The organism is Variovorax sp. Root434 (assembly GCF_001426595.1).
Lineage (GTDB): Bacteria > Pseudomonadota > Gammaproteobacteria > Burkholderiales > Burkholderiaceae_C > Variovorax.
In genome coordinates this window covers 135,481-148,319 of the sequence record NZ_LMEK01000001.1, presented here as the reverse complement: position 1 = coordinate 148,319, position 12,839 = coordinate 135,481, and the positions used below count along the sequence as shown (strand labels likewise).

Sequence of the window (12,839 nt, the reverse complement as noted above, 5' to 3'; positions counted from 1 at the left end):
GTCGCGCGCGCCACCGTTGCTCCGCGCCCCTTCATACGTAGTTCCCCTCACGCACGCGTCAGATTCCGATCAGCCAGGCCCGAAGAGCATCGGGGCGTCCGGAATCACATCCGGATGGAGACAGGCCCGGGCCGGTTCGAGCGGAGCCGGGCGCATTCAATCCCACTACATCGTGAGCGTATGAAAAATAGAAATCTTGTCAGGGGACTCTTCCTCATGGCAATCGCGCTGGCCTTCGGCCTGACCGCGCTTCGCTACCCCATCGGAGACTTCAGCCGCGCCGGGGCTGGCTTGTTCCCCGCAATGATCAGCGGCATGCTGCTGATCATTGCGGTGGCGACTGTGATCCGGTCGTTCATCGTGAAAAGCGTGCCGCTGGAGTTCAACTTCAGGAACATCTCGGTGATCCTCGCCAGCCTCTGCGGCCTGGCGGTGATCTCGATGTACCTGAACATGATCGCGGGCATCGTCTTCATGGTCTTCTGCTCGGGCTTCGCCGCATCCACCTATTCGTGGGTGCGCAACGTCAAGGTTTCCGCCGGCCTGATCGTCATGGCGCTGGCACTGCAGAAGCTGCTGGGTCTCAACCTGCCGCTCTACTGAGAAAAAGAGAGAAAAAGGAAAGACCATGGAAGTCCTCAACAACCTGGCGTTCGGTTTTTCGCACGCCCTCACCTGGCAGAACCTCATGTTCTGCGCAATCGGCTGCACGGTGGGCACGCTGGTCGGCTTGCTGCCCGGTCTGGGCCCACTGGCCACCATCAGCCTGCTGCTGCCGCTGACCTACTCCATTCCCACGACCGGCGCGCTGATCATGCTGGCCGGCATTTACTACGGCGCGCAGTACGGCGACAGCGTCAGCGCCATCACGATGAAGATCCCGCATGCGAGCAGCATCGTGGCCTGCATAGACGGATATGCGATGACGCTCAAAGGGCAGACGGGGCTGGCGCTATTCACGGCGGGTTTCTCCAGCTTCATCGGCGGCACGGTCGCAATCCTCGTGCTGACGTTTCTGGCGCCCGTGCTCGGCGAGGTGGCATTCCTCTTCGGCCCTGCGGACTACGTGGCGATGATGCTGGTGGGCTTTGTGTGCGTGAGCTTCGTGACCACCGGCAGCCTGCTCAACGGGCTGGCCATGTGCATGATCGGCGTGCTGCTCGGCACCATCGGCACCGACGTGAACAGCGGTGCGCAGCGCTTCACGCTCGACCTGCCGTTCCTGGTGGACGGCGTCGGCATCGTGAGCATCGCGCTGGGCTGCTTCGGCATCGCCGAGATCACCAAGAACCTCGACTCGCGCGAGGAGCGCTCGCCCTTCAACGGCAAGATCAATCTGATTCCGACCTGGGCGGAGTTCAAGCGGATCATTCCGAGCGCCCTGCGCGGCAGCGTGGTCGGCTCCTTCCTGGGCATCCTGCCCGGCGGCGGCCCGACCATCGCCCAGTTTGCGGCCTACGCGATCGACAAGAAGGTCAGCAAGTACAAGCACGAGATCGGCACCGGCTGCATCGAAGGCGTGGCCGGCCAGGCCGCGGCCGACGAGGCCGCCGCGCGCACGAGCTTCATTCCGCTGATGAGCATCGGCATTCCGGAAAACGCCGTCATGGCGCTGATGCTGGCCGCCTTCATCATCAAGGGCATCCAGCCCGGGCCGAACATGATCGGCAGCCACCCCGAGTTGTTCTGGGGCCTGGTGGCCAGCATGTGGATCGGCAACGTCTTCTTGCTGGTGCTGAACGTGCCGCTGGTGCGCTACTGGCTGTCGGTGTTCAAGATTCCGTACGCCGTGCTGTTCCCGTCGATCCTGTTCTTCTGCTGCATCGGCACTTACAGCGTCAACAACAACATGGAGGACATCTTCATCACCGCCGCCTTCGGCTTCATGGGCTACATGTTCATGCGGCTGGAGATGGACGCCGCGCCGCTCATGCTCGGCTTCATCCTCGGCCCGATGCTGGAGGAGAACTTCCGCCGCGCGATGCTGCTGAGCCGCGGGAGCTTCGGCACGTTCGTCTCGCGGCCGATCAGCGGCACGCTGCTGAGCCTGATCGGGATCTTTGTGGTGTGGCAGGTGGTTTCGTTCGTGCTCCAGGCTCGGAGGAAGAGCGGGATCCAGCCACCGGTTGCGTTGGAGCCGCAGGAGTAAGCAATAGCGGTCGCGGCCCCCGCGATCTTTCGCGGATGGGGATGCGTTTGCCGGGGGCTCTGACCGGCCAATGCATCTGCAGGTATTTGCGTGGCAATACTGCGCCCCGTCACGTCAAAAAGCGTGATCGGGATTGGCGTCCCGAGTAACCCGTTGCGACGAAAGCCGCAGATTTCTCGGTGTTCGACATGCCGAACACGGAGAAATAGAGCCGGACAGAGAAGTGAATTCGACACGTAGCGAATTCGGGGGGCCATCGAATGGGCATTCACGTCGCCCGCGCAGCGCGGCAGGGCCGCCAAGAACAGCCTACTCCCGCAGCGTGAACACCACTGACAAGTAAGAGACCGGCTGCGTCTGAATGGCCTCGATCCCATGGAGTGCGGTCGCATCGAACAGCAACGAGTCCCCTGCCCTCACCTCCACAGTCCTGCCGCCGTAACGGTAGCTGACCTCCCCGGACAGGAAGTACAGGAACTTGAGACCCGGGTGCTGGAAGGTCACGTAGGGATCGGCGCCGGGCAGCAGCGTGACCAGATAGGGCTCGACGAACAGGTTGCCCGACAGGAGGTGACCCAGCAGCTCGTAGCGGTAGTCCGCCACCGCGCCGATGCGATCGACCAAGACACCATGTCCTGCACGCACATGACAAAAGTCTGTGCGCCGCGCCTGATCACTGAAGAAGCGCGAGGTCGGCACATGCAGCCCCTGCGCGAGGCGCTCCAAGGTCTCGACCGAAGGCGAGACCAACCCGCGCTCGATGCGAGAAAGCATCGATGCAGAAATCCCCGAGGTCTTGGCCAGTTCGCCGCCAGACACCTGGGCCGCCATGCGCAGCGCCCTCACCTGCGTCCCAATGCGTACCGCGGACAGGCTGCGCACGACAGGCGCGGGTTGCCTCGGTCGGACACGCGTCACCGAGACCGGCAACCGCAGAGGGTGAGCCGTTGGTAGAGGCGAAGCGATCTGTCGACGCGTCATTGGATTCGTTGGCAGCGGTAAGAGCTTTCAATCTCGGCAACAGAGGCAACCCGCAGGAGGAGCGATCCATTGCGAAATTAGAAACGCAGATGCGCAACTCATTATGTACCATACAAGCGGGTGCATAAAGAAGTCCATGCAGCGAGATTCGTTGCATGCGATCAACGCAGGATCCCGCACTACTGAAAGCCTTTGCGGCCGAGCTGAAGGCTCGGCGGGCAGTGCGCGGGTTCAATCAGGAAGAGCTCGGTTTTGCGTCGGGCCTCAATCGCACATTCATTGCCAAATTGGAGACGGCCACTACCAGCCCTTCATTGACCAGTCTCATCTTCTTGTGCAATGGGCTCGAGGTAGAGCCGTCGGAACTCATGAGTTCCTTGATGAAGCGCTACAAGAAAGAGCTGCGGACTAAGTCGGCGGCTGAGTAAGAGATCTCGCCGATCATCCAGGGCAATCGCTTCTCCGATTGAAGCTATCTCTGTAGATGCCGCTGACCGGCTCCGAAGTCAGAGTGCGTCGGCGATCTGCCCCAAGGCTTGCTCAGCAGGCAAAGTGCAAAAGGGACAAGACTTTTCAGCCGCTGTAGATCACCCGACCACCCGTCGGAACGACGCTCGATAGTCAATGGGCTCCAGATGAACTTGGTCTTCCAGGCTGCCCTTGAGGATGTAATTCGCGCTTGCTCGCGCGAGATGCCGTGTTCTGTAGCGAATGCTTTTGCGCCTTGGCGCCACATGGGGTGCCGGCAGTAAAAACAAAGATGGCCTTGAGTCGAGGAAGCGCTCTCGCGGAGCGCGTGAAGGTTTTTTCTGCGCGTCATAGGTTTCACGTTGAAGTGACTCCCCGTTGACGCTTGGCGCAGCGCGGGCGCCGGCAGCTTGGCCGACTGGCGATGCACCAGCATTGCGCCGGTACTGTCGGGATTCTCAGGCCCCGAACGGGCGCGAGTTTATCTCGGCGTAGGCGCCATGAGAACGGCCACGGGCAGCGTGAAGATCGCCAGGCCGAGACTCGCCGCCACGGGCGCGCCAGCGGCTCCGACACGCAAGCAACCAGTTTCAAACGCGCACAGCAGCGAGGCCTGCATCTCCGGCCCCTTGTCGAACAGAGTGCCCACCTCGAGATCGATGCGCCCTTCGCGCAGGGCCAGCGCATCACTATCGGTCTTGGGCACAAAGCGCAGACGCACAAGCGGAATGTCGCGCCGCACCGCGGCGAGCTGCGTTGCCCTATACGTGAAACGCCGCCAACCCACCCACCACAAGCCCCGCCACCGCCACCCCGAACATCGCGCGCTCGAGCCACTTCTTCTTCGTCAGCAACGCAATAGCAGCCAGCGCGATCGACACCTGCAGCACCGTGGTCGCCTGCGCCCAGCGGTGGTGCTGGTGCATCTGCTCTTCAGACTGCGCGTCCCATTGGCTGGCCTCGGCCTCCAGCTTCTTCGCTGCCGTCTGGATGTCGGTCTTCTCCTGCTCGTAGCGCGTCACCTTGGCCTGCCAGCCCTGCTTGCGCTCGTCGTCGGTCGCGGTGTCGCGCGCGAACTCGGCCAGCGCCTGCTTGGTGCTCTTCGACTGGAAGTAGTTCCACTGGTTCGACGCCTCGGTCTTCTTGATCGCGGCGTTGTTCTTGTAGAGGCCGGCGTTCGCCTGGGTGGCGCCACCCATGTACGAGAAGATCGCACCGAAGGTGGCGATCACGGCGGTGCACACCGCGATCTTGCTCGTCATGTTCATGCCGCCTGAATGAGCCGCGGCGCCGTCTTCGGGGCCGTGGCCATGGCCGGCGGTTGCGGCGTGTTCGAGTTCGTGATCGTGCGGGCCGTGCACGTGAAAGCCGTGTCCTGACATGGGGTCCTTGCTGTGAAGTGTTGGAATGTGGAGCGCGCGCGAGTATGCCCGGTCGCGCGGCACCCCCGGCGCCCCGCCGTCAGGTTCCGGTCCGCCACCCGTTGCCAGCATGGGGGCGGCCACAGCACACTTGCCCATGACCGAGGAAACTCCCCCAACGCCGATGCCCACGCCCACCCCTCGCCGCCCCGGCCTTGCCGACATCGTGGCGGGCGTCTCCATCGCGGGCCTGCTGCTGCCCGAGGCAGTGGCCTATTCGGGCATCGCGGGGCTGCCGCCACAGGCCGGCGTGATTGCGCTGTTCGCGGGCCTTCTCGTCTACGGCTTCGTCGGCAGCAGCCGCTTCGCGATCGTCTCGGCCACCTCGTCTTCCGCCGCGGTGCTGTTCGCGGCCACCATGTCGGTGACGGGTGTCGATGCGGGCACGCGGCTCGCGATGGGCGCGGGCATCGTGCTGCTGGCGGGGGTGTTCTTCGTCATCGCCGGCATTGCCAGGCTCGGCGCGGTGTCTAGCCTGATCGCCAAGCCGGTGCTGCGCGGCTTCGCGCTGGGGCTTGCGCTGACCATCGTGGTCAAGCAGCTGCCCAAGGTGCTGGCGGTGCAGCCAGCGCACAGCGATTTCTTCCGGCTCGCCGCGGGGCTCGCAGACCAATGGCGGCATTGGAACCTTGCGGGGGCTGCCATGGCGCTGGTGGCGCTCGTGCTGCTGCGCGGCCTGGCGCGATGGCGCGCGGTGCCGGCGGCGCTGCTCGTGATCGTGGCCGGCATCGCGCTCGACGTGAGCGGGCTGTGCCATGCCTGGGGCGTGGCGGCGGTGGGGCCGATCTCGCTCGACTTCTCGCACCCGGGCGTGTCGCAGCTCGACCGCTCGCAATGGCAAAGCCTCGGCGGGCTGGCCTTTGCGATGGCGCTGATCCTCTATGCCGAGTCGTACGGCTCGATCCGCACCTTCGCGATGCGCCACGGCGACAACGTGTCGGCCAACCGCGACCTGCTGGCGCTCGGTGGCGCGAACCTGCTGTCGGCCCTGTTCCAGGGCATGCCGGTGGGCGCGGGCTACTCGGCCACGTCGGCCAACGAATCGGCCGGTGCGCAGAGCCGCGCGGCCGGCATCGTGGCGGGGCTGGTGGTGCTGGTGGCTGTGCTGACTTTGCTGCCGTGGATCGCGCACACACCGGAGCCGCTGCTGGCGACCATCGTGATCCACGCGGTGAGCCATACGCTGAACCCGGCAGCACTGCGGCCGTACTTCCAGTGGCGGCGCGACCGGCTCGTGGCTCTGGTGGCGGTGGCCGCGGTGCTGCTGCTGGGTGTGCTCGACGGCTTGCTGGCCGCCATTGGCGTGAGCCTGCTGCTGCTGCTGCGCGGCTTCTCGCGCACCACCGTCAGCTGGCTCGGGCGGCTGGGCGGGAGCCATGACTTTGTCGACACGGCACGCCACCCCGAGGCGGTGGTGCCGCCGGGCGTGCTCATCGCGCGACCCGAAGTGCCGCTGTTCTTCGGCAACGCCGATGCGGTGTTTGCCTCGATCCGCGCGCGCATCGACGCGACGCCGGGCCTGCAACGCATGGTGCTGAGCCTGGAGGAGTCGCCGGACCTCGACGCGACCAGCATCGAGGCGCTGTGCGACTTTGCGGCCTATGTGCGCGTGCGGGGCACGCGCCTGACGCTGGCGCGCGTGAAGGACAGCGTGCGCGACCTGCTGGCCAAGGTCGACTCGCCCGATCTGCACGCCGAGGTGTATGCGCCATGGAGCGTGGACGACGCGGTGCAGCTGCAGCGCGCGCAGCCGGTCGGCGTGGCTCCTCCTGCCGCCTGAACTCGCGCGTGGCTGCCGCGCGAAGGGGCGTACACGGCGCCGCGCCCTGCACCTTCAAATGTCTGCAGCGATCTCCCGCGTGATGCGCAGGAATTTCTCCACGTCCGCGATGGAGTTGCAATGCAGCGGCGACACCCGCACCGTGCCCACGAGCCCGAAGGATTCGAGCATGCGCTTCGAGTAGATGCTGGTGGCCACGCGCTCGTAGACCGTCACGCCACGCTTCGCGTACTCGACCACGGCTTGCGTGCAGTCGATGCGGTCGAAGCCAATGCCCAGGATCAGGTCGCGCTTGCTCAGGTCCTGGTAGTCGAGGAACACATTGACGCCTTCGAGCTTGCGCATGCCGGTGGCGTTCTCGTTGCCGTCCAGAAGCACCGCCAGCAGTGCGCGCTCGTGCAGTTCGATGTGCGTGATGCCTGCCGCGAACAACGCGCGCCGGTCGGTGGCGTCGACGGCATCGGTGAAGTGCCCGCCGAGCCAGCACACGTAGTCGACGATTTCCGTGAGCACCGCGAACTGCCACGGCGCGGCGCTGCCCAGGTCCCAGTAGTCGGTCTTCTTGCCCGCGAGCTTGTGGTGCGGCAGCACGGCCGCGCGCACGGACATCCACGACAGCCCCGAGCCCCGGCAGCCGAAGAACTTGTAGGGTGCGAGGTTGATGCCGTCCACCGGCGTCTTCTGCAGGTCGATGAGGCCGTGCGGCGCATGCTGCACGGCGTCCACCAGGATGTACAGGTCGGGCTTGATCTCGCGTGCGCGGCGCACGATCTCGGCCATGTCGAGCTTGACGCCCGAGATGTTCGACGCGTAAATCACGTTGAGCAGGCAGGTGTTCTCATCGACCAGCCGCACGATCTCGTCCACGTCGACGCCGCCGGTCACCGGGTTGCTCTTCGCCACGCGCAGCTCGCGGCCGAGGCGCTCGGCATACAGGCTCATCGCGTCGAAGGCCGAGGGGTGCTCGAGCACGGTGGTGACCATGTTCGTGCCCGGCACGTTCTCGGCCACCGCGCGCACCATGTCGAACATGGCGCCCGAAGCGGTGAGCGAGGCGTACACGCTGCCGCCCGTGGCGTTGAGGATGGTGCGCAGGTCGGCGCTTCCCTTGGCCTGGATGTCCTGCAACTCGACGGCCGTGGCGTGGATGCGCTCGGCGTTGTCGGGAATGGCGTCGACCTGCGCGAAGCGCTCGGCCGCGGCCTTGAGGCGGAAGGAGCCGCCCGCATTGTCGAAGTACAGGCGTTCGCGGCCGTGGTGGTCGTGGTCGACCTGCAGGAAGCGCGCCTTCACCTCGCGCATCAGCGCATCGGAAAAGGCCTGGCCCTTGGGGAAGTTCGGAAGCTGGAGATCCATCGCTCAGACGCCCTTGTTGTTCGGGTTCTTGTAGATCTCGCGCGCCGCGTCCGACATCGGGAAGTTGAGGTTCACGTTCTTCGGCGGAATCGGCGAGAGGAACCACTTGGTGTAGAGCTGCTCGATGGCGCCCGACTTCATCAGGCCGGTGACGGTCTCGTCGACCAGCGCCTTGAACTGCGGGTCGTCCTTGCGCAGCATGATGCCGTAGGGCTCCTGGCGCAGCGACTCCTTCAGCAGCTTGTAGTCGCCCGGGTTGGTCGCGCTGGCGACCATGCCGGCGAGCTGCACGTCGTCGAGCACATAGGCATCGGCGCGGCCGGTGGACAGCAGCAGGAAGCCGTCGGAGGTGTCCTTGCCGGCGATCTCGTTGACTTCGATGGTGCCGCTCTTGCGCGCGCCGCGCAGCAGCTGGATCGAGGTGCTGCCCGAGACGGTGGCCACGTTCTTGCCGTTGAGGTCGGCCAGCGCGTTGATGCCCGAGGCCTTCTTCACGGCAGCGGTGATGTTGGTGACGAAGTGGCTGGGCGCGAAGTCGACCTGCTGCTGGCGCTGCGTGGTGTTGGTGGTGGTGGCGCAGTCGAGGTCGACGGTGCCGTTCTGCAGCAGCGGAATGCGGTTGGTCGAATTCAGCATGGTGTAGCGCACCTCGATCTTCGCGAGGCCAAGCTTGGCCTTCACCGCGTCGACGATCTTCAGGCAGATGTCGTTGGTGAAGCCGATGGGGGCGCTGTCGGCGCTGAGCTTGTACGAGAACGGGATCTGGCTGTCGCGCGCGCCGATCTGGATCGTGCCGCTCTCCTTGATCTTCTGCAGGGTGCCGCCGTCCTGGGCGCTGGCGGCGCCGCAGGCGAAAGCAAGGGTGAGGCCGAGTGCGAGAGGCAGTTTCCTGAGGTCCATGGTGGTTCCTTGAAGAGTCGATGACGTTGGCTCGGGCGAATCTTCGGCTTCGCGATGAATTTCTAAAAGCGATTTTTTGTGATCGAATTGCATGAATAAAAGCGTTCAATCAACCCGATATCGCTGGAGCCGCCGACCGTGATGACCTTCAAGCAACTCGAAGCCCTGTACTGGATCGCCCGCCTCGGCGGCTTTGCGCAGGCGGCCAACCAGCTCAACACCTCGCAGTCGGCCATTTCCAAGCGGGTGCACGAGCTGGAGCAGCTGTTCGACACCGAGCTGTTCGACCGCAGCCAACGCACCGCGCGGCTCACCGAGAAGGGCGAGGAGATGTACGTGCTCGCACAGAAGCTGCTGGCGCAGCGCGACGCGGCCGTCGAGCAGTTCGGCAAGCCCGGCGTGGTGGAGCGGCGCATCCGCATCGGGGTTACCGAGCTGACCGCGATGACGTGGCTGCCGCGGCTGGTCGGCCTGATCCAGCAGCACTATCCCAAGGTGATCCTCGAGCCCGACGTGGACGACAGCCTGCAGCTGCGCGACAAGCTGCTGGCCGACGAACTCGACCTGGTCATCGTGCCCGACACCTTCGCCGACTCGCGGCTGCAGCACAAGGCCATTGGCCAGGTGACGAGCGCGTGGATGTGCAAGCCCGGCGTGGTGCCGGCCGGCGGCACCGTGCGGCTGCACGAGCTCGCGCGGCATCGCATGCTGGTGCAGGGCAACAACTCGGGCACCGGCCGCGCCTATGACGCCTGGATGAAGGAGCAAGGCGTGCAGCCCGCCAACGTGATCGTGGTGAGCAACCTGGTGGCGCTGACCGGGCTCACGGTGTCGGGGCTGGGCGTGAGCTACCTGCCGCGCCAGTGCCTGCAGCCGCTGGTGGCGGCCGGCATGCTGGCGGTGATCGACGTGGCGCCGGCGCTGCCCGTGGTGCGCTACGTGGCAATGCACAAGGGCGAGCACCGCAGCGCGCTCACCTCGTCCATCGTGATGCTGGCGCAGGAGTGCTGCGATTTCACTCGCATGTTCCAGGCGCAGGCGGAAGAGGAGCCGGCGCAGGACTGAGCTTGCTGATCTTGTGCGGCGCCTCAGTAGTCGTGGTCGACGGGGGAGAGGTCCGGGTGCAGTTGCTGAAGTGCCAACGACAACCGGACCACCCGCTCTCGCGCGCCCGGCTCGCCCCGGGCCAGGGCGCCCAATGCGGCTTCGTAGTCGTCCGTGAGCTGCTGCCACAGCTCGAAATCAGCACCAAGGCCTTCAGCGTCCTTGTCCATCTTTGCTCCTGTCGGAATTCGACGGCCAATAAGATGTACAAGTTTGACTGATTTTTGCCGAGAGCGTTAGAACTTTAGAGGTCTTGAGGTTATTCCCGGTCAGATACGGCGGCCCCGCCCTGCTCTTCAGGCCCCCCGCGCCAGCATCCGGCCCGCCCGCGCAAGGACCCGGGCTTCGGCCTCGCCGCCCCGATAGGCCAGCACGCCGTTCACGAACACCCGTTCCACGCCCAGGCTCACGCCGTGCGGCTGCTCGTAGGTGGCGGTGTCGGCGATGGTCTCGGGGTCGAACACCACCACGTCGGCCATGGTGCCCGCGCGCAACAGGCCGCGGTCGGCAATGCGCAGGTTGCGCGCCGTCATGCCTGTCATCTTGTGCACCGCCTGTTCAAGCGTGAAAAGGCGACGTTGGCGCCAATAGCGCGCAAAAACGCGCGGAAAGGCGCCCCATAGGCGAGGATGCGGATGGCGGTCGTGCGGCAGGCCGTCGCTGCCGATCATCGTGAGCGGGTGCGCGATGACGCGCTCCACGTCTTCCTCCTGCATCTGGAAATAGCAAGCACCGCCCGGTTTCAGGCGCAGGCAGGCCTCCTGCTCGGTGGTGCCCCATTCACGCGCGATGTCGGAAATGAGCCGGCCCATCATCTCGGGATGCGGGTCGGACCAGGTGAGCAGCACGTCGATCACGCCGTCGACCAGGTCCTCGCGCAGCACGGTCGAGCCAGCCACGTAGGGGTAGACGTCCATCGCGATTTTCTGGCGCTGCGCCAGCGACTCGATCAGCGGCAGGGTTTCCCTGGTGCGGCCCCAGTTGGCCGGCCCGGCGCACTTGTGGTGCGAGATGACGAGCGGCACGCCAGCGCTGAAGGCCGAGTCGCCGGCCTCATGCAGCGCCTCGATGATCTGCTGCATCTCGCTGCGCAGGTGCGTGGCGTAGACGCCGCCGTGGCGGGCCACGACGCGCGCCAGCGCCGTCACTTCCTCGGCGGGCGCGGCAAAGGCTTCTTCGTAGAACAGGCCCGACGACATGCCGTGCGCGCCGTCGGCCATGCAGCTGTCGAGCAGCGTTTCCATGCGCGCCAGTTCGTCGGCGCTGGCGGGACGGTCCAGCGCCTGCATGGTCGCGAAGCGCAGCGTGGTGTGGCCGACCAGTGCGGCCACGTTGAGCGCGGGCTGCGTCGCATCGACGGCCGCGCGGTACTCCGCCATGGTCGCGTGCTTGAACGAATCGGCGCCCAGCAGCGTGAGCGGCGGCTTCGATTGCGGCGTGCGGTACGGCGCGAGCGAAATGCCGCAGTTGCCCGTGACCACGGTGGTGATGCCCTGCGACACCTTGGGCAGGCACAGCGGGTCGCGCAGCACGATGGCGTCGTCGTGCGTGTGCGCGTCGATGAAACCGGGCGCGATGACCTTGGCGCGGCAGTCGACGATCTCGACGTCGGCCAGCGCGAGGCCATCGGGCAGCCGCTCGCGCAAGCCTTCGCCGAGCGCAACGATCCGGTCGCCCTGCAGCAGCACGTCGCCGGGCCACGAGGGGCCGCCCGAGCCGTCGACCACGAGGCCGGCCTCGAGCAGGATGGCTTTGGAGTCCTGGCTCACGATGCGCGCCCTCCGCCGCTGATGCCGCCGCCATCCCAGCTCTGCAGCGGATGCGTGGTGGCGTCGATGCCATGGCGCTGGAAGGCCTCGCGCGCGCGCTGCAGGCGCTGCACCGCGGGCTCGCCGCGGCGCTGTGCCACGAGCACGGTGAGGATCTCGATCGCCGTGAGGTGCGTCAGGTAGGCGTCGATGCCCACGTGCATCACCGCGTCGTCCGGCACCGAGAGCCCGAGCAGAAAGTCGGCCTTGGCCGCCAGCGCCGTGCCGGGCCGGGTGATCGCGACCACCTTGGCACCCTGCCCGCGCGCGATGTCCACCGCGTCGAGCAGCGAGGGCATGCCGCCCACGTGCGAGATGGCGATGACCACGCCACCCGGGCGCTGCGCCGCACCGGCCACCTGCTGCAGGTGGTAGTCGGCCCAGGCGTTGGCCGACAGGCCGAGACGGAATAGCCGGGCCTGCAGGTCGTTGGCCATGAACCACGAGGTGGCGCCCGCGCCGTACAGGTCGACGTGCGGCGCGGCCGCGATGGCGGCCACTGCACCGTCGAGCACCTGCATGTCGAGCTGGCCGCGCACGCCCGAAACCGAGGCCGCCGCGCTGCGCGCGATCTTGCCCACCACTTCGTCGGCCGCGTCCTCGATGTTCACGCGGCGGTGCAGCGGCGAGCCGCCGAGCGCCAGCTCCTGTGCGAGCGCGAGCTTGAACTCGCGCAGCCCGGCAAAGCCGAGGTCGCGGCAGGTGCGCATGATGGTCGGCACCGAGCTGCGCGAGCGTTCGGCCAGCTGCTCGAAGCTTTCCTCGAGCACGCGGTCGGGGTCTTCGAGGATCAGGTCGAGAATCGCGCGCCGCGTCGCCGGGGCGTCGCTGCGGATCTCGCCGATTTTCTGAAGCAGGGAAGGAGTCATCGG

Annotated in this window: 13 protein-coding genes; 5 read left to right on the top strand and 8 right to left on the bottom strand. The window is 66.0% G+C overall.

Annotated elements, in window-relative coordinates:
• Positions 1-180: 180 nt before the first annotated feature.
• A complete protein-coding gene (locus tag ASD05_RS00670; RefSeq protein ID WP_414930028.1) occupies positions 181-603 on the top strand; it encodes a tripartite tricarboxylate transporter TctB family protein in 423 nt (140 codons plus the stop codon).
• 25 nt (positions 604-628) lie between these two features.
• Entirely contained in the window at positions 629-2,149 is a 1,521-nt protein-coding gene (locus ASD05_RS00665) for a tripartite tricarboxylate transporter permease (RefSeq protein WP_056586226.1), read from the top strand.
• A gap of 309 nt (positions 2,150-2,458) precedes the next feature.
• Here ASD05_RS00665 and ASD05_RS00660 read toward each other — a convergent pair whose 3' ends face one another.
• Positions 2,459-3,031: a helix-turn-helix domain-containing protein gene (locus ASD05_RS00660; protein WP_056587739.1), complete on the bottom strand. Its 573-nt coding sequence runs from the start codon at positions 3,029-3,031 to the stop codon at positions 2,459-2,461.
• Positions 3,032-3,285: 254 nt separating this feature from the next.
• Between ASD05_RS00660 and ASD05_RS00655 the strand changes: the two genes are divergently transcribed.
• Positions 3,286-3,558 carry a helix-turn-helix domain-containing protein gene (locus ASD05_RS00655; protein ID WP_056586223.1) on the top strand — a complete coding sequence of 91 codons (273 nt, stop codon included), beginning with the start codon at positions 3,286-3,288 and terminating at the stop codon, positions 3,556-3,558.
• A 521-nt stretch (positions 3,559-4,079) separates the two neighbouring features.
• Here the strand turns inward: ASD05_RS00655 and ASD05_RS00650 are convergent.
• Positions 4,080-4,340, bottom strand: a complete 261-nt coding sequence (locus tag ASD05_RS00650; protein WP_157609914.1) for a hypothetical protein — start codon at positions 4,338-4,340, stop codon at positions 4,080-4,082.
• Positions 4,341-4,359: 19 nt separating this feature from the next.
• Positions 4,360-4,860, bottom strand: a complete 501-nt coding sequence (locus ASD05_RS00645) for a DUF4337 domain-containing protein (RefSeq protein WP_235507822.1) — start codon at positions 4,858-4,860, stop codon at positions 4,360-4,362.
• A gap of 256 nt (positions 4,861-5,116) precedes the next feature.
• Here ASD05_RS00645 and ASD05_RS00640 point away from each other — a divergent pair, with 256 nt between their 5' ends.
• A complete protein-coding gene (locus ASD05_RS00640; protein ID WP_056586214.1) occupies positions 5,117-6,799 on the top strand; it encodes a SulP family inorganic anion transporter in 1,683 nt (560 codons plus the stop codon).
• Positions 6,800-6,853: 54 nt separating this feature from the next.
• On the opposite strand, the gene ASD05_RS00635 is transcribed toward ASD05_RS00640, so the two are convergent.
• The gene (locus ASD05_RS00635) at positions 6,854-8,155 is read right to left on the bottom strand and encodes an aminotransferase class V-fold PLP-dependent enzyme (protein ID WP_056586211.1); all 1,302 of its coding nucleotides are present in this window, start codon (positions 8,153-8,155) and stop codon (positions 6,854-6,856) included.
• Positions 8,156-8,158: 3 nt separating this feature from the next.
• On the bottom strand, positions 8,159-9,055 hold the full coding sequence (locus ASD05_RS00630; protein WP_056586208.1) for a transporter substrate-binding domain-containing protein: 897 nt from the start codon (positions 9,053-9,055) through the stop codon (positions 8,159-8,161).
• 141 nt (positions 9,056-9,196) lie between these two features.
• Here ASD05_RS00630 and ASD05_RS00625 point away from each other — a divergent pair, with 141 nt between their 5' ends.
• Positions 9,197-10,120 carry a LysR family transcriptional regulator gene (locus tag ASD05_RS00625; protein ID WP_056586205.1) on the top strand — a complete coding sequence of 308 codons (924 nt, stop codon included), beginning with the start codon at positions 9,197-9,199 and terminating at the stop codon, positions 10,118-10,120.
• A gap of 23 nt (positions 10,121-10,143) precedes the next feature.
• On the opposite strand, the gene ASD05_RS00620 is transcribed toward ASD05_RS00625, so the two are convergent.
• From ASD05_RS00620 to ASD05_RS00610, 3 genes are all read right to left on the bottom strand, one after another.
• On the bottom strand, positions 10,144-10,329 hold the full coding sequence (locus ASD05_RS00620; protein WP_056586202.1) for a hypothetical protein: 186 nt from the start codon (positions 10,327-10,329) through the stop codon (positions 10,144-10,146).
• Positions 10,330-10,455: 126 nt separating this feature from the next.
• Positions 10,456-11,928 (bottom strand): N-acyl-D-amino-acid deacylase family protein, encoded by a 1,473-nt coding sequence (locus tag ASD05_RS00615; protein ID WP_056586199.1) that lies wholly within the window; start codon positions 11,926-11,928, stop codon positions 10,456-10,458.
• A complete protein-coding gene (locus ASD05_RS00610; RefSeq protein WP_007837465.1) occupies positions 11,925-12,836 on the bottom strand; it encodes a MurR/RpiR family transcriptional regulator in 912 nt (303 codons plus the stop codon). The genes ASD05_RS00615 and ASD05_RS00610 overlap by 4 nt, the downstream gene beginning before the upstream one ends.
• Positions 12,837-12,839: the final 3 nt, after the last annotated feature.

Coding starts and splice junctions, on each gene's coding strand:
- ASD05_RS00635 (WP_056586211.1), bottom strand. CDS start 8,155: ATGGATCTCCAGCTTCCGAACTTCCCCAAGGGCCAGGCCTTTTCCGAT.
- ASD05_RS00630 (WP_056586208.1), bottom strand. CDS start 9,055: ATGGACCTCAGGAAACTGCCTCTCGCACTCGGCCTCACCCTTGCTTTC.
- ASD05_RS00625 (WP_056586205.1), top strand. CDS start 9,197: ATGACCTTCAAGCAACTCGAAGCCCTGTACTGGATCGCCCGCCTCGGC.
- ASD05_RS00610 (WP_007837465.1), bottom strand. CDS start 12,836: ATGACTCCTTCCCTGCTTCAGAAAATCGGCGAGATCCGCAGCGACGCC.
- ASD05_RS00665 (WP_056586226.1), top strand. CDS start 629: ATGGAAGTCCTCAACAACCTGGCGTTCGGTTTTTCGCACGCCCTCACC.
- ASD05_RS00670 (WP_414930028.1), top strand. CDS start 181: ATGAAAAATAGAAATCTTGTCAGGGGACTCTTCCTCATGGCAATCGCG.
- ASD05_RS00620 (WP_056586202.1), bottom strand. CDS start 10,329: ATGGACAAGGACGCTGAAGGCCTTGGTGCTGATTTCGAGCTGTGGCAG.
- ASD05_RS00645 (WP_235507822.1), bottom strand. CDS start 4,860: ATGACGAGCAAGATCGCGGTGTGCACCGCCGTGATCGCCACCTTCGGT.
- ASD05_RS00640 (WP_056586214.1), top strand. CDS start 5,117: ATGACCGAGGAAACTCCCCCAACGCCGATGCCCACGCCCACCCCTCGC.
- ASD05_RS00655 (WP_056586223.1), top strand. CDS start 3,286: ATGCGATCAACGCAGGATCCCGCACTACTGAAAGCCTTTGCGGCCGAG.